At 62.9% G+C, this 19,598-nt stretch carries 20 protein-coding genes; 6 read left to right on the top strand and 14 right to left on the bottom strand.

Annotated features, from left to right (window positions below; translation table 11 throughout):
- Positions 1-65: 65 nt before the first annotated feature.
- From Q7J58_RS11800 to Q7J58_RS11785, 4 genes are all read right to left on the bottom strand, one after another.
- Entirely contained in the window at positions 66-617 is a 552-nt protein-coding gene (locus Q7J58_RS11800) for a hypothetical protein (protein WP_304827966.1), read from the bottom strand.
- Positions 617-1,642, bottom strand: a complete 1,026-nt coding sequence (locus Q7J58_RS11795; protein ID WP_304827963.1) for a PilW family protein — start codon at positions 1,640-1,642, stop codon at positions 617-619. Before Q7J58_RS11795 ends, Q7J58_RS11800 begins: the two co-directional genes overlap by 1 nt.
- Before the next feature lie 8 nt (positions 1,643-1,650).
- Entirely contained in the window at positions 1,651-2,016 is a 366-nt protein-coding gene (locus Q7J58_RS11790) for a hypothetical protein (protein ID WP_304827960.1), read from the bottom strand.
- 268 nt (positions 2,017-2,284) lie between these two features.
- The gene (locus Q7J58_RS11785) at positions 2,285-2,698 is read right to left on the bottom strand and encodes a type IV pilin protein (RefSeq protein WP_304827957.1); all 414 of its coding nucleotides are present in this window, start codon (positions 2,696-2,698) and stop codon (positions 2,285-2,287) included.
- A 305-nt stretch (positions 2,699-3,003) separates the two neighbouring features.
- On the opposite strand from Q7J58_RS11785, the gene Q7J58_RS11780 reads away from it, so the two are divergent.
- Positions 3,004-3,612: a GspH/FimT family pseudopilin gene (locus tag Q7J58_RS11780; RefSeq protein ID WP_304827955.1), complete on the top strand. Its 609-nt coding sequence runs from the start codon at positions 3,004-3,006 to the stop codon at positions 3,610-3,612.
- Here the strand turns inward: Q7J58_RS11780 and Q7J58_RS11775 are convergent.
- Genes Q7J58_RS11775 through Q7J58_RS11745 form a run of 7 tightly spaced genes read right to left on the bottom strand, consistent with a single transcriptional unit; the run spans position 3,607 to position 12,559 of the window.
- Positions 3,607-4,368 carry a hypothetical protein gene (locus tag Q7J58_RS11775; protein WP_304827952.1) on the bottom strand — a complete coding sequence of 254 codons (762 nt, stop codon included), beginning with the start codon at positions 4,366-4,368 and terminating at the stop codon, positions 3,607-3,609. The two genes, Q7J58_RS11780 and Q7J58_RS11775, sit on opposite strands and share 6 nt — an antisense overlap.
- Positions 4,352-9,184: a PilC/PilY family type IV pilus protein gene (locus Q7J58_RS11770; RefSeq protein WP_304827949.1), complete on the bottom strand. Its 4,833-nt coding sequence runs from the start codon at positions 9,182-9,184 to the stop codon at positions 4,352-4,354. The genes Q7J58_RS11775 and Q7J58_RS11770 overlap by 17 nt, the downstream gene beginning before the upstream one ends.
- A gap of 38 nt (positions 9,185-9,222) precedes the next feature.
- Entirely contained in the window at positions 9,223-9,921 is a 699-nt protein-coding gene (locus Q7J58_RS11765; protein WP_304827946.1) for a hypothetical protein, read from the bottom strand.
- Positions 9,918-11,045, bottom strand: a complete 1,128-nt coding sequence (locus tag Q7J58_RS11760; protein WP_304827943.1) for a PilW family protein — start codon at positions 11,043-11,045, stop codon at positions 9,918-9,920. Before Q7J58_RS11760 ends, Q7J58_RS11765 begins: the two co-directional genes overlap by 4 nt.
- Complete coding sequence (gene pilV, locus Q7J58_RS11755) at positions 11,038-11,469, bottom strand: type IV pilus modification protein PilV (protein WP_304828022.1); 432 nt, start codon at positions 11,467-11,469, stop codon at positions 11,038-11,040. Before pilV ends, Q7J58_RS11760 begins: the two co-directional genes overlap by 8 nt.
- Before the next feature lie 47 nt (positions 11,470-11,516).
- Entirely contained in the window at positions 11,517-12,128 is a 612-nt protein-coding gene (locus Q7J58_RS11750) for a GspH/FimT family pseudopilin (RefSeq protein ID WP_304827940.1), read from the bottom strand.
- Positions 12,129-12,148: 20 nt separating this feature from the next.
- Positions 12,149-12,559, bottom strand: a complete 411-nt coding sequence (locus Q7J58_RS11745; protein WP_304827938.1) for a type IV pilin protein — start codon at positions 12,557-12,559, stop codon at positions 12,149-12,151.
- Between the two features lie 327 nt (positions 12,560-12,886).
- On the opposite strand from Q7J58_RS11745, the gene Q7J58_RS11740 reads away from it, so the two are divergent.
- Positions 12,887-13,600, top strand: a complete 714-nt coding sequence (locus tag Q7J58_RS11740) for a YebC/PmpR family DNA-binding transcriptional regulator (RefSeq protein WP_304827934.1) — start codon at positions 12,887-12,889, stop codon at positions 13,598-13,600.
- A gap of 102 nt (positions 13,601-13,702) precedes the next feature.
- A complete protein-coding gene (locus Q7J58_RS11735; protein ID WP_304827931.1) occupies positions 13,703-13,951 on the top strand; it encodes a DUF3297 family protein in 249 nt (82 codons plus the stop codon).
- A 37-nt stretch (positions 13,952-13,988) separates the two neighbouring features.
- On the opposite strand, the gene Q7J58_RS11730 is transcribed toward Q7J58_RS11735, so the two are convergent.
- On the bottom strand, positions 13,989-14,741 hold the full coding sequence (locus Q7J58_RS11730; RefSeq protein ID WP_304828020.1) for an IclR family transcriptional regulator C-terminal domain-containing protein: 753 nt from the start codon (positions 14,739-14,741) through the stop codon (positions 13,989-13,991).
- Positions 14,742-14,970: 229 nt separating this feature from the next.
- On the opposite strand from Q7J58_RS11730, the gene Q7J58_RS11725 reads away from it, so the two are divergent.
- Together Q7J58_RS11725 and Q7J58_RS11720 are read left to right on the top strand one after the other, a co-directional pair.
- On the top strand, positions 14,971-15,894 hold the full coding sequence (locus Q7J58_RS11725) for a VOC family protein (protein ID WP_304827929.1): 924 nt from the start codon (positions 14,971-14,973) through the stop codon (positions 15,892-15,894).
- A 4-nt stretch (positions 15,895-15,898) separates the two neighbouring features.
- Positions 15,899-16,813 carry a sugar phosphate isomerase/epimerase family protein gene (locus Q7J58_RS11720; protein WP_304827926.1) on the top strand — a complete coding sequence of 305 codons (915 nt, stop codon included), beginning with the start codon at positions 15,899-15,901 and terminating at the stop codon, positions 16,811-16,813.
- Positions 16,814-16,921: 108 nt separating this feature from the next.
- On the opposite strand, the gene Q7J58_RS11715 is transcribed toward Q7J58_RS11720, so the two are convergent.
- A complete protein-coding gene (locus Q7J58_RS11715; protein WP_304827923.1) occupies positions 16,922-17,812 on the bottom strand; it encodes a pirin family protein in 891 nt (296 codons plus the stop codon).
- 152 nt (positions 17,813-17,964) lie between these two features.
- On the bottom strand, positions 17,965-18,564 hold the full coding sequence (locus Q7J58_RS11710) for an NAD(P)H-dependent oxidoreductase (protein ID WP_304827920.1): 600 nt from the start codon (positions 18,562-18,564) through the stop codon (positions 17,965-17,967).
- 73 nt (positions 18,565-18,637) lie between these two features.
- Between Q7J58_RS11710 and Q7J58_RS11705 the strand changes: the two genes are divergently transcribed.
- Positions 18,638-19,594 (top strand): LysR family transcriptional regulator, encoded by a 957-nt coding sequence (locus Q7J58_RS11705; protein ID WP_304827917.1) that lies wholly within the window; start codon positions 18,638-18,640, stop codon positions 19,592-19,594.
- Positions 19,595-19,598 lie beyond the last annotated feature (4 nt).

Below are 19,598 nucleotides of genomic sequence, written 5' to 3'. Positions count from 1 at the left end.
CCATCGCTGGTTGTTGTTTCGCGGTTCGTTCCACGATGTGGTGCGGGCCTGCGGATGCATGGGGCTCAGAACTTGCACAGTTCAACGCTGCTTACCCGCACGCCAACACCTTGCTCCATCTGTACGTTGGCCGCACTCACCGAATCGGTCGCTGTCAACGTCACAAAGAACTGCACTTCTGAGCAAAACGAGGTGCTACCCAAGTTGGAGCTGTTCATGCAAGCCAGGTCTTCTGGCTTGTCGGGGTCCAGGTCGTCCGGCTTCACCTCGATCACGTAGTTGCACTCGACAGCATCCACATTCACCAAAATATCGGCTTTGCCGTCACCGTTGACATCGGAAAAAAACGTTCCAATGGGTCTGCCTGCGGCGTTCATGCGTGTCAGCGCGGGCAAGATGAAGCCTTTGTAATCGCTGAGAATACTGGCCACCGCTTCGTTGGATGCGTTGACGGCTTCAGCGCGCCACTGCATATTGCCCACCGCCTGGATGCTGGTCTGGGAGCCGCGAAACACCGCTGCAGCAACAATGGCAAACAGCAACAGGAAGACCATGGTGACCAGCAACACCACGCCTTGCTCTGTGTCCGAACGCTGCTTCTGACGACGGCCCTTCATCATTCTCGGCGGCCCGCCACGTTGACCAATGGCACGGTGGTTGAGAGCAGGGTGCGCTTGAAGCCGCTTGGCAGATCGGCTGGTGCAAGGGTCAATGGGCCCATCAGGAAGGTTCGTTGCTCAATGTGACCGGGATCGGGCAGGGTGGACCGTGTGAGCATATGAATCCGTACGGACACCACATTGCGCCATTCATAAGGTGCAACACCCGTGATGTCCGTATGGCTCAGCATCTCGTCAACTTGTCCGTTGTTGTCGGTGTCTACACCGTATTCAAACTGGAGCTGCTCAACCCCCTCGGCCACGGTGTTAACAAGGAAGCTGTTGCCGATGAGTTCACCGCGTTTGAGGGACGGAATTCCGTCTTTGCCGGTGCAGTTGCTGCAGGTTGACAAAAAATAGGTGCGCTGCGACAGGCGTTGTACGTTGTTGGCTGCGCTGCAAGCCGTATTCCGCAGCGTGAAGTTGCTGGCGGGCCCCGTGTTGATCGTGACCCGAGCCACGTCGGCTGCGCAACTGGTGGTTTGTATGTAGAGGTTGGTCGCCACCGTGCTGTGAGGTGCCATTGATGCCCCGGTTGCAGCGTGGGTCACGGTGATCACGCCCGTGCCGGCACGCAGACCCGTCAGGCATTTCTGCGCGGTATCCGCCGGGTCTGCCGTCAGTCCTGCCACGGCGGGAGGCATATCGGTAGCAGCAGCGTTCCAACCCAGATGGGCGGTCGAGGCCGGACAGGGCACGATGGCATTGAAGTGAAGACTGTCTCCAGGGACATGCCGGGCGTAGTAACCTGCATGCAGCAGGTCTTCTGTGAGGGTATCCAAGGCAAAACGTGCATTTTCCAGGCGCATGATGCTGCGATCCAGATCGTGCTGATTGCGCGAGTTGTAGGAGAAAAAGACCGACAGTCCGAGCAAAACGATCAGGCCGATGGTCATGCCGATCATCAACTCGATCAGTGTGAAACCGCTTGTGCAGCGTATGCGGATCGTGAGCCCGTACTGCGCAGGGTGGTGGGGTCTCATGGCTCGCATCAGCTGGTCAGATTCGGAATTCTGATGGTCGTGCGCAGAATCCGGCGGTATTCATCGGCCCCGAACTGGTCTTTGCCGCACTCGCTGTTCGGTCGCCCGGCGGGCGTGGTGGCGCCCCATGCGACCGTGATGGTGAAGATGGGGGCCGCTGGATCCATGCTCAGGCAGCCTCGGAATCCCAGCGCAGCGGCATTGCCACCGGTCTGGGCGTCGTGGGTACCCTGCAGCAGGTTGTGCCAGTTGCACAGGTCGGCGCCTGCCATGCCTGTACCCGGACAGACGGTGGTGGTGCCAGGGGTGCCGTAGCCGGAGCCCGGTTGCGATGCGGCTATGTAACTGCTGGCGTGGTTTTTGTTTGAAACCATGCGTCCCGCCATGTCGCTGAGCAGCGTTGCGGCCCGTGTGCGTTGTGCCGAGTCGACCGCAAGGGCTGTGGCCTTAACGACGAAGCTGGCGAGAGCCAGCAACCCAAACGCAACAATGACCAGCGAAACCAGAATTTCAATGAGCAGGAAGCCCCGTTGTGCAAGGGCTGGCGTTTGAAGTCTTGGGTGCAAAGTCACAGCGGTCCGGCCTTTTTCATGGAGCGTTCTGAAACGGTTCTCTGCGCGCAAGGGAGGGGTGATCCTGTGCTCACCAGCATCCATCTTTGTCCGCGCCTTTAGCGCCTTGTGCATTCAGCGTCAACGTGCCGCAAGCGTCGTTGACTTGGGCACCTTTTGTGGCGGCCTGAAGCACGAAACCCATGGGTTGAGCGTCGTTCATCACCGTCGGCAATGCGATGCTGTAATGAGCGCTAACGGAGGGGGGAACCACCAGGCCCAAGGTGGTCAGTGTGCTGGCGTACATTCGCCGGTCCAACAGATGGTGTTGCTGGCGCGATGCGACTTCGTACATGAAAGCCTGCGCATCGGCCCGGCGCGATTTGCGCACGTAATCCTGGTAGCTGGGCAAGGCGATAGAGGCCAGGATGCCAACGACCGCGACGGTGATCATCAGCTCAATCAGGGTAAAACCACAGCACTGTCTGAAGCGTCGGGTGTTCATGGAAAGCGGGTGTTGGATTTTCATCCCAGCGGTTGAAGTCGAATAAAAAAATGCTCTGGTTGGTGGGCAGCTTCAGCATACGCCGGCTGTGGTCTGCCTCTTGAATGATCCCATTTCCAGTTTAACCAGAATTCCTGCCGTGGTCGCTTCGGTTTCTTTATTGCTGCCAATGCATCCTACAGTTGTGGGATGTTGTGTCTGAGCCTAAGAGTTTTTGGCTTCTTCGGATTAATAATCTTTGCTGCTTCAAAGTCAAAGCGGGTTGTTTGTTGCTGTTCTGTGGGAAAGGGCGTCGAAAATGGGTTGTGCGAACGTTTGATTTTCAAATCCGGATTTTTTGTTCCACGTTTTCCGAGGTGATGGGTGTGAAAACAAGTCGGTTGCATGGGTTCACGCTGGTGGAGTCTCTTTTTGTCATCGCCGTACTGGGCATTCTGTTGGCAGTGGCCGTGCCCAGTTTGTCGGGTTTTGGTCATGGAACCCGTCTTTCGGCTTACTCAAACCATTTCTTGGCAACATTGTTGTTGGCCAGAAGTGAGGCAATCAAGCGAAATGCCCGGGTGGCAATCTGCAAATCGCGAGACGGACAATCGTGCAGTTCCGAGGGCCCGTGGTCACAGGGGTGGATCGTGTTTTCTGATCCCAATAACAATGCGCAAATTGACCCAGGTGAGCATGTGCTGCTGATCGAGGCTGCTTTGCCTGAAAACTGGGTTGTTGCCGGCAATACACCGGTTGCGAAATACGTTTCGTATTCAGGCGCAGGATCGAGTCATCTCATGAGTGGCGCTTTTCAGGCCGGAAGCATCACCATTTGCCGAAAAACAACCGCCGCTGCAATGTCTTCACGAATCATCATCAACAGCGCGGGCAGGCCACGGACTGTGAGAGAAATGCTGCCGTCTTGTTCATGATGGGGGGCCTGCGGCCCCCTGTACATCGCCTTCGGCGGTGACCATCACACGCCATTTGATTTTGGCCGCTACCGGTCGGCCGTTCACGTAACCTGGCATGAAGCTCGCCTCGCGAACGCCGTGAAATGCCACCTTCAGTGCAGCCGGGCTGAGGCTGTTGCCGTCTACCCGCACCGCGACCACCCGTCCTTTGGCCGAGATGTAGAGCCATAGGTCAGCGTGGCCCCAGCCCAAGTCCTCAGGGCGAAGACCCGAGGTGTCAAAGCGTATCGGGCTTTTCAGTACCGGAAAGCGGTTGAGTTCGCTGCGCTCCAGAAACCGCCCGGTCATCCGGCCAAAGCCATCCAGCTCAGATATGGCGCTGCTGACGGCAGGCAGGGTGTCGACCCCAGCGTCCGGTTTACCAGACGATGTGTGCTGCGACGCAGGTTCAGGGACCGCTTGCGGTGAAGACCGACGGGACGGTGGCTCGGCCAACGGATCCATCGGTTTTTCAACTTCGGGGCTCACCACCGATACGTTTTCGGTGGGCGGGTTCAGCAGCCGAATCCGCAACACCGGAGCACTTTCGTTTATCGCAACGGGAGCAATAACCCCCGACACCACCGCAGCACCCGGCAGGCTTGCGGGAGCCCAGTCCAGCCACACCACCACCAACGCCGCATGCAGCCAGACCGAGACGGCCAGAGCCAGCGGTAGCCGCATCGGCAAACGTCGCCAGGCCGAAGCCGGGCGGCGTTCAGTCGATGAGCTCACGCCAGCTGATACGCCGCATGGCACCGCCAGCGCCACCTTCTTGCGTGATCGGGATCGGTGGCAACTTGATCCCTTCGGCGGTGATGACCTTGACCGGTACCGTGCCCGATGGCAAGCCAATGGGCGTGAAGCCCACGACGATGGAGTCGCTGATATGTTCCCCCACTTGCGGTGCGTTGGGGCTGGCGAGGTAGCTGCCGGTGCAGTACGAGAATTGATAAAGGAAACCCTTGCCACCGGTGCCGCAGGCGGCTGAACCGTCGGAGACCGGTTGGTTGGTCAGTACCAGCAGGTTTTTGTTGACCAGCAGTGGATCGAGGTTGACGCGCTCACCGCTGTTGCGGTCGAAGTTGACGTACCAGCCGTTCTTCTCAGCCAGGTTGACTGGGTTGTTGCTGACGGTGTAGGTGCTGCCGGAGCCCGAGAGGGTCTGCTGCACCATGGTGTCGCTGCTGCGCAGCACGCCCAGCGCCGTGCTGCTGTCCCTGATGCCCCACATGGTTTGCAGCTGGGTCGTTTCCACGTCCGAGGCGCCCAAGTACTTGCCGGTACCAACGAACACCATCTTGCGGTCGCCGCATTGGCCGGTTTCAGGCCGTGCCGTGATGGGCTGGCTGGTGCCGGAGGCATCGGTGAGTTCGGCCTGCTTGACGGCCGTGTTGGTGGCCAAATCGAAGCGCCAGAGGTTGCCCAGCAAGTCGCCGGCATAGGCCAACAGGACGGTGTTGTCCACGTCGGGGTTGGTGACAAAGTCGGCCACCTTGCCCAGGCCACTGGGGGTGGTGGTGGTGCCTTCGCCGGTAGCGATTTTGTGCAGCACCGCACCCGTCAGGGCGTCAAGCACAAACAGAAAGCCGCGCCCGGTACCTGGCGACACGTTGTTGTAGCCGGAGCTGACGATCACCACCCACTTACCGGCGTTGGGGCTGCCTGCGGGCAGTTTGGTGACGATGGGCTCGGAGAAAGAGTAGCCCATATCGGCATCGTTGCGCTGCGGGCAGAGTGTGGCGTCGTGGCAAATTTCCCACAGGGGTTGCGGATCGCCGGGGTCGGTGATGTCGAGCGCGTAGTAGCCGCGCCCGCCCTTGTTCATTCCGCCCACCAGAATGGTGCGCCACGTATGCGTGGTCACACCGCCGGAGGTGGTCGAGCTGCGCACGTCGGCCACGGTGGGACTGCCGTCGACAAAGAAGCGGTGGTCGGTGCCGTAGCCGGTGCTGGCGAGTTGGTAGAGGTTGGGCATGACCATCCGTGGCATATAGCCCCAGCGCTCCTGGCCGTCACTGACGTTGAAGGCATGCAACATGCCACCGTTGCTGCCCACATAGACCACGCCTTCCCGATCGCTTTGGGTGGACTTGAAGCTGGCATAACCGTCGTCGCCGTAGTTGCGCTTGGGCCTGGCGACGTAGGACGGGCGAGAGCCGGCGATGTCGGCCAGCACGTAGTCGCGCCGGCGAAGCACCTCGACGAAATTGTCGGTGGATATCTCTACGTTTTCCAGGCTGCGCTGGCCCCGCAGGTACTTGAGCATGGCTTCGCCGTTGTTGAGCAGTGTTTTCTGCTCGGTGGTCAAGGACACGCATTGGCTCAGCAGCCCGGTGCCGCTGCACTTGTTCTCGAACCAGGCCTTTTCGGTCGCCGACAGGTTGTCCCAGGCGAGGTCGCGGTAGGCCGGCGTGGACGTGTCGCTGGTGGTGAACAGGATGCGGCTGTCGCTGGTGGCCGCGGTGCGCCCTTGCAGCCGGGTGCGTGCCGACCAGATCACATCTTCCTGGGTGCTGCCGTCGGATACGTTGATGTACTGGGCCACCAGTTCACCGTCCCATTTCACGGTGCGGAAGGTGGCGCTGAACTCCAGGTTGTCTTCTTGCGTGATGTTGGGGGTGGAGGTCGAGGACGCAGCGGCTGCGCCGGTCTTGATCTGCAGCGCGTTGAGCGTACCGGCCAGTGCCTCGGAAAGCGAGGTCGGGTCTTTGGCGCTGAAGTACCTGCCGTGACCAGACACGGCGGCGTGCCACAGGTCGTCCACCGCCGTGTCGTTGTCGTTGGTGGGGATCGGCCAGTTGCACACGGCGCTGGCGCTCTGCCATTCGCAGCCGGTGGCACCGGTGCGGATTTTGTAGAAATCGCCATCGGTGGCGGTGTCATAGTCTTTGCGGTAGCGCATCAGACCGTCCACGCCGATGCCCAGCGTGAAGGTGGTCATGTGCTGGGCCGGGTTGGGGTCGTCGGCCGTGACGGGCACATTGTTGACCAGGTCGTCGCGCAGGTCGGTGCGGTAGTAGTAGGCGGCCACGTCTGAGAGGGTCTGGCGGTCGGAGGTCAGCCCTCCGTCGTAACACCCGTTGGCCCGGGTGCAGTAGAGCAAGGCGTTGTTGACGTTGTCGGCGTCGTTGACCTTGCTATCGGCCGTGCTGCCGTTCCAGTAGCCGTCGGTGGTCAGAATCGAGTAGTTGCGCTGACAGGAGTATTGAACCGGGCTGTTGGCGCCGCTGAGCGTGCCGGCATAGTATTCGCCCGCTCGGCCCAGGGCTTGGCGCAGGGGTGTGCCGCCAGAGAGGGAGTTGCCGTACACCTTGTCGTAAAACAGGCTTTTCTGGGTCGAGTTGAGGTTTTGAACGCTGGCCCAGCGCGTGCCCGAGGTGTTGTTGAAGGAACTGTTGTTGATGGTGTTGAAGCCCAGTCGGTAGCTCTCGCCCAGGCTCAGGAAGGCGTGGCCTGTGGCGGCCTTCATCATCTGGTTGCGGGTGCGGTAATAGGTGAACCAGTTGGCGAAGTTGGTCATCTCTTCGTCGTAGGTGCACACGCCGGTGGTGGTGGTGCAGTCGGTGCGCGCCGGGTCCTTGGGGTAGGTGGTGCGGGTCGACACGATGCTCACACGCTGAAAGGCCGACACCGGCCAGGCGCCGGCGCCGATGCTCCCGGCGGTGGTGGCGATCACCGGTGTGGTGTACCCGGCACGCAAAAGAGCGGTACCGCTGACGGTGACCGGCAGAATCACGGTGTTGGTGCCGGTGGGGGTTGTCAGGATTTCCCAACCGTTCGGGGTTTCGCCCTGCTCCGTGGGCGCGATGATGGTAACGGTCTGCCGACTCGTGTCGCAGGTGGTGTTGATGGAGCTGGTTGGGCTGGAAGGCACCGTGTCACGCGTATTGGCCCGGTAGCCGGTGGTGGCGGTCAATGCATTGATGCGGTTGCAGATGGCCTGCGCCGCCGCACGCCTGGCATTGGTTTTCTGGGTGTTGTTGCCCGACGTGCTGCTGGTGAAGTTGGACGCCAGTGGCCCGCTGAGGATCTCTGTGTAGGGCCCGCCCTCTGGACCCACGCGCACACTGGAGATGTTGCCTGTGCCGTCGCCCGATTCGCTGACGTTGATACGCCCCCAGGCCGGCATGGTGCCTTCAGCGGCATTGGGCGTCACTGCAATGTTCAGACCGGCGCGTGACTCGTCGGTCACCGCGTCCGTGACATCGCCATCCAGTGTGTTGACCGCGATCACGACCACGGTGTTGTTGCCCAGCGTGCCCAAGTTGAGTTGGCTGTAAGGCGCCTGGTTGCAGCGCGGGGCGTCGGTGGCCGATGTGCCGCCGCCCACGCAGGCAATGTATTCGGGGTTCCCGGTGTGCTGGTTGATGGCGGCGGTGATGGCGCGAGCCATGATCTCGTGCCGGGTGCTGGATGAGCCCACGTAGCTGGGATCGGTGTTGCCAATAATGGTGGTTGGCGTGACTGTGGTACCGCCGGTGGTGGTACCTCCGATGGTAATTTCCTCGATGCTGGCGGTGAAGGCATTGCAGGCGGTGGAGTTGCTGGTGCCCGAACACCAATTGCCATCGACCGTGATCAGCCCGTAGGCCACGCTGGCGTTGGCCTGGGGTGAGAAACGCGGAGTCTGGAAGCCTGGACCGCGCCGCCCGCGGCACTCGCTGGCGGTGGTGGTGGTCTTCATGGCGTTGGTGGCGCTGCTGCACCAGCGCACCCGGGCCTCAAACGGGTAGCCGGTGGGCGCGGCGGCACCGGGCGTGACCTGCACGCAATCGGTCAGTTCGGCGTCGGCGCAGTATTCCCAGGGCAGTATGTTGTAGTAATAAGGACCGCCAAAACGGTACTTGGGCGTGCCCGATGACGACTCCCCCACCGAGTAAGACCCTGTCGCCAGGTTGCTGTGGCCGTGGGCGTAGAGGAAACCCGGGTTGTTGGTCTTGCACAGGTCGTTGTCGTTGACGCTGTCCCCTGCTGCGGTGCAGTAGACCCGGTCTGGAAAGCCTTCGGCCAGGTTGAAATTGGTCTGTGTGCTGGTAACGCCTTGGTTGAGGTTTTTGTTGTTGCCGTTGGTGTGCAGGATGGAGTAATTTTGCTGGTTGAAACCGTCCGTTCGCACCTGGGTCCAGTTGGTGGTCTGGCTGCGGGTTTGCGAAGGAAAGCTCAGGCTTCCCTGGGTAGCGCCACCGTCATAGCCAATGGGGGGGAGGTAACGGATGCGTGGGTTGTAGTACTGCAGGTTGTACTGTGCGCTCATGTAGGGCGGGTCGCCCAAAAAGCCGGTGTACCGTGGCGCCAGCGAGGTGCTCGACGCACTGGTCACATAGTCGGGCGAAAAATGCCAGGCCATGCTGCCCGAGTCGTCCATGACGAACAGGATGTTGGGCTTGATCTGCGTGGTGCTTGACACATTGGCCAAGGGGGAGTCGCTGAGGTCGGTCAGTTCTGCATGCGCCGTCAGGGCCACCAAGGCCAGCAGCGGCGCGACCCACCAAGGCGCTGTGACTCGGCGGTAGGCCTTGGGGGTCTGTCGTTCAAACGAGGGGGTCATGGTGATCTCCTGGGTGTCACGGGGCTGGGTGGCCACACTCATTGTTCGGCCAGCAGCACGGTGGTCTGCGCGAAGGATTGCGCGCCTCTCAGACCGGTGGCCCGCACGGTGATGCGGTAAGCGACGGTGCGCACCGAAGCGCCAATGAGTTCACTGCCGGAGCGGCGGCTGCTGGTTTCCTGGTTGCCTTGGGCGCGGCCGGCCGAGGTGGCGCAAGACTGGACTGCACCGGGCACACCGGCCACGGGGCCCGCCTGCGAGGTGGCACCGTCGCCCCACAGGCACAGCCGGTGGATCATGTATTGCACGGTGTTGCCGGCGGCATCGGCAGCGAGCTGCACGGGCTGCACGTTGTTGGGTGTGGTGCAGCCCGTGTGCCAGCCGTTTTGCGTGGTGCTGTTGGTCGGGAGCGTGGGATCCCAGCCGTCGGCCGTTGTGTTGGCTTCTCGGTTGACGTCGAGCACGTGCATGCGTGCGCAGTAGCCTTGGGCGGCCACGTCGGATTGGCGCTGAACCACGGTACGGGTATCTAACCAGGCCGCAGCGGCGCGCATGCCACGCTCGGTGGCCAGTGTGGCGCCCTGTTTGAACGCCAGGTTGCCGGCCACCAGCACGGCGGTGTCTACGGTGCGCACCAGCGCGGCAGCGCTGATGAGCAGAATCACCAGCATGATCAACGACAGCGGCAGGGCCAGCCCACGTTCGCGCCGGGCCTGGGGACAGCGGGCTGCACTCATTGGGTGTGGCTCCAGATCATGTTGCGGACCGACACCACCGATTGCACCACCTGGTAGCGGTAGCAGCTTGCGTTGGGCAAGGCAGAGACGTCGAAGGAACCCCAGGTCCAGGCCGTGCCGTCTGGCGAGTCGGTGGAGCCCCAGGTCAGTGTGGTTGGCGAGTTGGCGGTGCAGTCGAGGTTGGGGCTGCGCAAGACCAGTGCGAGCCGTACCGCCGTGAGTTGCGCCCAAGTTGCGCCCGCACAGCCGGGGCCGCCTCGCACATCGCACCAATCGGTCGTGCTGGTGGTTGCGTTAAAAAAGCCGTATTGGGCTTGCAGGGTGATCGCGTGGTCAAACATCACGTCGTTGGTGCCTGCGAACTGGTCGGCCACCATGAAGCGCTGATTGGTCACGGTGAATTGCTGCAGGCTGGGGTTGGGTCCCAGGTTGGTCAGTTTGGCGCCGCCGTTGGCAGGTCCGCCTGCGTTGAATACCTGGCCAAGACCGGCGGGCTCATTGAACCGTACCGAGCCTGCTGCGTTGAGCAGTGTGGAGCCGCTGCGCCCAGACACCTCGCGAATGCGGCAAGGGCCGTTTTGTGTCTGTGTCAGCAACACCACATCGCCTCGCCCGGGTGTGGCCAGTGGCGGTGGGAAAAAGCCCAGACTGCTGGCGGTGATGAGGCCGCTGTTGTCGCCCGGATGGGTTGTTTGCAAAAAAGTTTCGGCGAACTGGCGCGAATTGCCCGAGGCGACGGTCAGCATGTCTGATGCGCCTGCAGCCCCTTGACCGATGAACACGGGAAACAGGCCCGGCGGGCTGGGCAGTGCGGTGGTGGTGTCAAATACCACAGCGGTGTTGTCGGCTTCGCGGAACAGCCGGAATTGGCAGCCGATGGCGTTGGGAAAGTTGATGCTGTGTCCCGCCGAACCGATGGCGGTGCGCATCAGTCCGATGGCCACGGCGGCGGCGTCGCCGGTGCCGCCCGAACCCACCGAGATGCGCTTTTGGCGTTCGAAATCGATGGTCAGGGTCGTCAGCAGCAGCACGATGGCCATACCGATGGCGAGCGACACCATCAGTTCAATCAGCGAGAGACCGCGTTGGCGCGATTTGCGCAAGGGTTTTGTGCAATCAGGCATTGCGGTCCACCACGGTCACGACGGCATGGCAACTGCGCCGGCTGGCGTTGGGTGCTCGCCAGCAAATGGTCACCACCACCTGGTTGGTGATGGTTGCATCGGCGCTGATCAGCGGTGGGTCTTGCTCTGGACCCTCGTTGCCCGGTAGGGTGCTCACGCGGTCGAGCCATTCCTCCGGCAAGTCCTCGGGGTCGCCCACATAGGCTGGCAATAGGTTGCCGGCTCCAGCGTTGGTGGTTTCGGACCAGACACGGGCGATCAGTTCGTCGGCCAGCCCGGCCGCCTCGACGCGGTAGCGGGTCTCGCTCAGGACGGACACGCTGCGACTTTGCAGGCCGATCACACCCAGCACCCCCAGACTGACCAGCAGGACAGCAACCAGAACCTCGATCATCGAAACGCCTCGCTGGCGGCTGGAGCGCATGCGCGATGGAGACCGCAAAGAGGCGGAGATGAAGGGCTTCATGGCAATCATGGGCAGCGACGCGGGTCGGTCGAAGACAGGCGGACATCGGGGTCGCACAACAGGGCGCGACCTGCGCTGGAGGTGACGATGCGGCGCAGATCCGTCGCGCCTGTTGCAGCCACCCCCAGTGCACGGAACGGGGTGAGGCTCAGCGTGCCGACACAAGCCTGCATGCCTCCGGGACCGAAGACAAAGTCGGTAGCGCCGGCCGCAGCGGTTTGGGCGCCAGCGTCTGAGAACGGGCTGATGGTCAAAGCGGAACTCGCACCGCTGGGCACATGGCGTTGCACCAGTCGGTCGTCGGGGTCGGGGGGTTCGAAGTTGCAACCGGTGGTGGCGCGGCGCACGAGCCAGCCGCCCGCCGTGCCTTCCAGACGAAACAGCACGCGGGTGTTGTTGAGAATGGCTTCGGAACGGGCAAGCTGCAGGCCTGCGAGCAGGGTTTGAGCCTCTGTGCGTACCCGCTGGTTGGCCATCCAGATGCTCATGTTGGGCATGGCAATCGCCAGCAGAATGCCCAATATACTCACGACGGTGAGCAACTCCACCAGTGTGATTCCGCGCATGTGGTGGGTGCTGGCAGCGTCCATGGCTGCGGGTGAGTAGGGGCGTAGCATGCCACTCCTCTGCATCGTGTTCAGCAGCCCGCTTTGCGCGTTACCCAGCAACTGGTGTTCGTGGGCCAGCCGGTGGGGGCTGCGGAGGTGGCGCGCACGTTGGCTTGGTTGACGGTGAATGTGAATCCGGTCGATGCACCGGTGCCTGTGGCCGAAAGGCTGTAGGTGGTGGCTGCCAGCGTGCAGGTGTAATTGAAGCCAATACGGGTATTGTTCGCTGGACAAGGTGCGCCGACGAACGTACGGTTGTCCTGAAAAAATTGTTCTACGTCCGTGCGGGCGGTGCTCAATGTGCCGTGCGCTTCGACCAGCCTTCCACGCAGGGTGTATTCGTTGTAGCTGGGTATGGCGACAGACGCCAAAATGGCGGTGATCGCCACAACGATCATCAGCTCAATCAGGGAAAAACCGTCGGATGCGGAGCGTGGCATTGATGGAAGGGTTTGGTGATGCGGTGTACGCAGGAAGGGCGCGTACTAGCGTAAACAAACGTATGGTGCGGTACGCGTTTGGACCCACCAGACTGGACGCGATGGGCGGGCAAATCGGCCCGATGAGCGCGCTACGTGGCTGCCTTTCCCTCTGGAACGTTCCACGGTGATGCCCATGGAGGGATGGTCATTGCCAGGGGCTGCCGTATGGGGTGGCTCAATTTGCCGCCACCAACAAGCGCCTGCGCAGCACCTTCGCCCGCCGGGTGGCTGGCCGGGGTCCACTAAACTTGCCGACTTTGGTCAGCCGCAACACAAGGAAAACCCATGGGCGCGCAGTGGAAAGCAAAACACAAAGATTTGGCCGCCAACGCGAAGGGCCGGCTGTTTGGCAAGTTGGCCAAAGACATCATGATCGCAGCCCGGCACGGGGCTGACCCGGCCGCCAACGCGCGTCTGCGCTTGGTGGTGGAGCAGGCCCGCAAGGTGTCTATGCCCAAAGAAACGCTGGACCGCGCCATCAAGAAGGGCGCAGGGCTGACCGGCGAAGCCGTGCATTTCGAGCACGTCATGTATGAAGGTTTTGCGCCGCACCGGGTGCCGGTGATGGTGGAGTGCCTGACCGACAACGTGAACCGCGCCGCATCCGATATGCGTGTGCTGTTCCGCAAAGGCCAGCAGGGCACCAGCGGCTCGGTGTCTTGGGACTTCGAGCACGTGGGCATCATTGAGGCCGAACCGGCGATACAAGGCGCCGATCCTGAGATGGCCGCCATTGAAGCGGGTGCGCAAGATGTTGAGCCGGGCGACGAAGACGGCGTGACCGTGTTCATGACCGATCCGACCGACCTGGACTTGGTCAGCCGTGCGCTGCCTGCGCAGGGCTTTACCGTGCTGTCGGCCAAGCTGGGGTACAAGCCCAAGAACCCGATCGACCCGAGCAGCCTGAGCCCCGCGCAGCTGGACGAGGTGGAAACCTTTCTGGCGGCGCTGGATGCGAACGAAGACGTGCAAAACGTGTTTGCCGGCCTGGGTGGTTGAGCCGTCTCAGGCTCGCAGGCGCCGCAGCCAGCAGGCGCAAGGCCCGATCAAATCCGCGAAAATGGCCGTTGATCGTTTGTTTTTATTGATTGAGCACGTTCCATGACCGACGCGACCCAAGCCCCAGCGCTGCCTGACCACCTCTCCATCGACCCCCGAAGCCCGCACCACGTGGCGGCTGTGTTTGAACACGACATCGGCATTCGCCTGAACGACCGCGAGCGCTTTGATGTGGCCGAATACTGCATCAGCGAGGGCTGGGTGAAGGTGCCCGCGGGCAAAACCGTGGATCGCAAAGGCCAGCCGCTGCTGATGAAGATCAAGGGCAGGGTGGAGGTTTTTTACAAGTAACACGGTGGTTTGCGATCGCAAACACGTTTGCGCTGTTTCACAACAAGGGCCTGAGGCTGCGTGCGGCTTCTTGCAGCACCGGCAGCACCCGTTTGGTGGCGTCTTCGCTGCTTTCCTGGTTGATGGGCATCGTGATGCTGATGGCGCCGTGCACCGCGTTGTGGCGGTCGAGCAAGGGCACGGCAATGCCGCGGTAGTTCAGCTCCAGTTGCTGTTCCAGCTGTGCCCAGCCTTGGCGTCGGAACTGGTCGAGTTCGCTGCGAAGCTGCTCTTTGGATGCGGTGGTGTAGGGCGTGAAAGCCCGCAGCGTGCGTTGTGCCAGCCAGGCATCCGACGCCGCTTCACCCAGTCCCGCCAAGATGGCCATGCCCGCTGTGGACAGTTGGGTCTGTATGCGTGCGCCCAGCATGTAGCCGGTGTTCATGAGCCGGTGGGCGCCACTGCGGGCAATGTAGACCGTGTCGTCACCGTCGAGCACACCCAGGTAAGCCACCTCTTGCGTGCCACCCGCAATGCGCTGCAGAAACGGCTGCACCAGGCGCGGCAGGCGCGCCGATTCCAGGTACGCATGCCCCAGCCGCAGAATGCGCGGCGTTAGCCAGAACAACTTGCCGTCTGTGCCCACATAGCCCAGGTGCGCCAGCGTGAGCAGGTAACGGCGCGCGGCGGTGCGCGTGAGGCCGCAGCGCACGCCGGCCTGGCTGGCCGTGAGTCGGGGGTTTTGATCGTCAAACGCTTCAATTACCGCCAGGCCCTTCTCTAGACCAGCGATCCAGTCGCGTTTGTCGATGGCAGGTCGGGCTTCGGTGCTGAGTGGATTCACGTGGTGGGCTTGTTGCGCGAAGGTTCAGAAAGCCAAGGAAAACCCTGGTTTCGAACGATTGTTGAACGTTGGCGTTCGATTATCGAACAACTTGAGGGGGCTGGGGTGTGGGGCGGGGCAGCGCAGCCCCTACAGTTTGCAGCGCGCCACGCAGGTTCGACAGCGGCTGGGCGCTTTCTCACCCGGAGACATTTTCATGAGTGATCTGCTGCTCAACACCACGGTTTCCCGCGAGCCCCTGCAAGCCTCTTTCAGCGACGCCGCCAACCCCCTGGGGCTTGACGGTATCGAGTTCGTTGAATACGCCACCACCAAGCCGCAGGCGCTGGGCCAGGTGCTGGAAATGATGGGCTTTCGCCCGGTGGCGCGCCACCGCTCGCGCGAGGTGCTGCTGTACCGCCAGGGCGACCTGAACATCGTGGTCAATGCCCATCCGAGCGACGCCCGGGGTGCCACGCACGGCAGCGATGTGCCCTCCATTTCCGCCATGGCGCTGCGCGTGCGCGACGCCCGTGCCGCCTACCACTATGTGCTGGAGCGCGGCGCCTGGGCCGTGACCACGCACGCCGAGGTGATGGAGCTCAACATCCCGGCCATCCACGGCGCGGGTGGCAGCCGCATCTATTTCGTGGACCGCTACAAAGAGTTCTCCATTTACGACGTGGACTTTGTACCCATTCCGTCGGTCGACCAGCGCCCGGCCGCCACCGCCGGTATCGGTTTTTTTGGCGTGGTGCAGTACATCGGCTCCGAGCGCAGCAACGACTGGATTGCGTTTTACAGCGAGCTGTTTGGCACCGAGCTGATTCCCGACGAGCAGCGCTTTGGCATCATGCCCAAGGGCACGTTGCTGCGCACCCCCGCGCTGGACCCGGCCAAGCGCTTCATGCTGCAGCTGGTGGAGCCCGAGGTGAACGTGCACGACTCCGATGAAAAGCTTCAGCGCATTGGCCTGGGTGTGCCCGATGTGCTGGCCGCCGTGACAGCTTTGCGCGCGCTGGGTGTGGAGTTTGTGGAAACACCCGCTGCCCACACCGAGCAGCGCGGCGCGATCACCAAGACCTACCTGGGCTCGGTGGTGTTTGAGCTGGTGCACAACGAACCGCACCAGGGAGCGTAAGTCCATGAAGCCCACCCAAGCCGCCATTGCCGAAGCCATACAGGGTTTCGGCATGGACACCATCACCCTGGCCGGCCCGCTCGAAGCCAAGCTGGCCGCCATGAAGGCTGCGGGCTTCTCGCAGGTCATGCTCAAAGCCAACGACATCAATGGCCATCCGGGCGGTATCGACGCTGCAGTGGCCGCCGTCAAGGCCAGCGGCCTGCGCGGCACCGGTTTTCAGGTGCTGCGCGACTTTGAAGGCCTGAGCGGCCACCTGCACCACTACAAGGTGGACATCGCCAAGGCCATGCTGGAGATGTCTGCCGCGTTGGGCTGCAAGGTGTTGCTGGCGTGCTCAAGCACCTCGGCCCACGCCACGCAAGACCTCGACCACATCGCCCGCGATCTGCGCAAGCTGGCCATGCTGGCGCTGCCGCTGGGCATCAAGATCGCGTACGAAGGCCTGTCGTGGGGCCGCACCATCAACGAGTTCACCACCGCCTGGGACGTGGTCTGCCGCGCCGACTGCCCCAACCTGGGCCTGGGGCTGGACTCGTTCCACATCTTTGCCGCCAAGACGCCGCTGGACGAGATCGACTACCTCGACCCGTCCAGGATCTTCCTGGTGCAGCTGGCCGACTTCATGTGGCAGGAAACCAAGACCTTTGAAGAGCGCATGACCACCGCGCGCACCTTCCGCGTGTTCCCGGGCGAAGGCGTGCACAGCGAGCAGCTGGTGGACCTGGTGCAAAAGCTGGACCGCCTGGGCTACGCCGGCGACTACAGCTTTGAAGTGTTCAACGACGACTACCAGCAAATGCCGCTGCCCATGGTGGCCGAACGCGGCCGCCGATCGGCCCTGTGGCTGGCCGACGATGTGCTGCGCAGCTCGGTGCCGCTGCCCAACCAGATGCGGCTGAAGTCGGTGGGTGTTTGATCGACGGTGTGCCCCAAAGCAAAACCCCGCCTGTGCATCTCGGGCGGGGTTTTGCTTTTTGGGGGCGCTGCCTCTGCAGGTTCTGGTAGGCCTTGGTACTCAACGGGTTCAGGCCCGATGGCTTTCCTCGCCCAGCCGTCCGTCGCGAAAATCGTTCAGCGCCTGGTAGATCTCTTCCTTGGTGTTCATGACGAACGGGCCGTATTGCGCGATGGGCTCGTTCAGCGGGCGCCCGGCGATGAGCAGGGCTTTGGCGTCGGCGCTGGCTGTGATTACCACGCCGTCGCTGCCGGGCTCGTTGGCCAGCAGGGCCATGCGCTGCGCTGGCACGCGCTGACCGCCCACCGTGACTTCACCGCGGTACACGTACACGAAGGCGTTGTGCGTGGCGGGCAGCGCTTGAGCGAAGGTGGCGCCGGTCTGGAAATGCAGGTCGAGGTAGACCGGCGCGGTGGTCTCGCGCGTCACGGCGCCGGCCACGCCGTGGCTTTCACCCGCGATCACGGTCACGCCCACACCCTCGGGCGTGGTGAACCGCGGCAACTCGGCGTTTTTGAAATCGCGGTACCAGGGCGCGTTCATCTTGTCGCGCCCGGGCAGGTTCAGCCAGAGCTGAAAGCCTTCCATCACGCCCGCTTCCTGCTGTGGAATTTCGGAGTGGATCACGCCTTTGCCGGCGGTCATCCACTGCACGCCGCCGTTTTCCAGCAGGCCTTCGTGGCCTGCGCTGTCGCGGTGCAGCATGCGGCCCGCAATCATGTAGGTGATGGTCTCGAAGCCGCGGTGCGGGTGGTCCGGGAAGCCAGCGATGTAGTCGTCGGGGTTGTCGCTGCCAAAGGCATCGAGCATGAGGAACGGGTCCAGCCGGCGCTGCAGGTCTTGCGTGAGCACGCGGGTGAGCTTGACGCCCGCGCCGTCGGACGTGGGCTGCCCCGCGATCAGCCGCTCCACGCGGCGCGGTTGCTGAACGCTGGGGGCGGTGAGGGTGGCGGCGGTCATGGCAGTCTCCTTGTAAAATGGGGCTGGGTGAATATCTTTGAAGCTATCTCCGAAGCGCAGCGCCCCAACCCAGAGCGCTTTGGTCCCGGCGCCGCCGGGCCGCACCGCGTTGCCCCTTGGAGAGGGCGCGCGCAGCACGGCGGGGGCGAACCTCAAGCCAGGGCGGCTTCCAGGTCGGCTTCGGCTTGGGCAAAGCCCTTGGCAACGGCTTCCGGGCCCATGGCCAGACCTTCGGCGTAGATAAAGCGCACATCGGTCATGCCCAGGAAGCCCAGCACGGCCTTGAGGTACGGCACCTGCGAGTCGTTGGGCGTGTCGCGGTACAGGCCGCCGCGCGCCAGGGCCACATACACCGTCTTGCCCTTGAGCAGACCTTCGGGGCCGGTCGCGGTGTAGCGGAAGGTGGTGCCGGCGCGGGCAATCGCGTCGATCCAGGCCTTGAGCTGCACCGGCACGCCAAAGTTGTACATGGGCACGCCCAGCACGAGGGTGTCGTGCGCCTGGATCTCGGCGATCAGCGCGTCGTCCAGCGCCACGCGGGCGGCTTGTTCGGCGGTGCGCTGCTCGGCCGGGGTGAACAGGGCGCCCAGGGCGGCTTCGTCCAGCACCGGGTGCGGCGTCACGGCCAGATCGCGCAGGGTGAGCGTGGCGGCGGGGTTGGCCGCTTGCAGGCGCTCCACCACGCGGTTGGCGACTTGGGTGGAGTTGGCGCCTTCGCGGCGGGCACTGGCGTTGATTTGCAGGATGTTCATGGTGATTTCTTTGAAGGGGTTGGGTCGATGGGGTGACTTTAAGGAGCATCAATCAACTTGAAAATCCCTTGAAATGGATATGATTGTTGTCATGATGGAACAATCAAAAGCCGAGATCGGCATCGATCCCAACGACCTGCTGATCTTTGCCCGGGTGGCCGAGCTGGGCAGTTTCAGCCGCGCGGCCGAACGGCTGGGCTTGCCCAAATCCACCGTGTCGCGCCGCTTGGCAGCGCTGGAGCAGCGCATGGGCGAGCGCTTGCTGCTGCGCACCACCCGGCGGCAAACCGTGACCGAATTTGGCCTGCAACTGCTGGAGCACGCGCGCCAGGTGGTGGCCGAGCTGGACGCCGTGAGCGCGTTGCGCGAGCAGCGCCAGGCCGCGCCCAGCGGGCGGCTGCGCGTGTCGATGCCGAGCGACTTTGCCAACCTGGTGCTGGTGGACAGTCTGGCCGCTTTTCTGGCGTTGCACCCCGCCATTTCGCTGGAGCTGGACCTGTCGCCCCGGCGGGTGGATCTGTTGGGTGAGGGTTTTGATGTGGCGGTGCGCATGGGCGATCTGCCCGACGACGCGCTCTTGGTGGCGAGCAAGCTGGCGGTGTTCACCCACGGCCTGTATGCCTCGTCCGGCTACCTGGCCGAACACGGCGACCCGCAGACCCCTGACGAGCTGACCCGACATACGGCGGTGCGGTTGATGCGAGGCAACGGCGAACCGGCGGGCTGGATGCTGGTGCAGGGCGAACAGCGCTGGAGCGGTGTGCCCGCTGGGCGTGTCACCGCCAATTCACCCGAGATGCTGATCCGTCTGGCCCGCGCCGGTGCCGGCATTGCCGCTGTGCCCGATCATTTTGCGACCGCCGATGTGCGCGCCGGCGCACTGCGACGCGTGTTGTGCGGCTGGCATTTGCCCACCAGTACGGCCTGGGCGGTGTACCCGGGGCGCAAGCTCATGCCCGCGAAAACACGCGCGTTTGTCGACATGCTGCAGGCCGCGCTGCGCCACTGCAGCGGGCCGTCTCCAGCCTGAACGG

This window comes from Hydrogenophaga sp., assembly GCF_030656115.1.
In the GTDB taxonomy this organism is placed as follows: Bacteria; Pseudomonadota; Gammaproteobacteria; order Burkholderiales; family Burkholderiaceae_C; genus Hydrogenophaga.
Note: the sequence above shows the minus strand (reverse complement) of the source record. Positions and strands in the feature narration are given on the sequence as shown.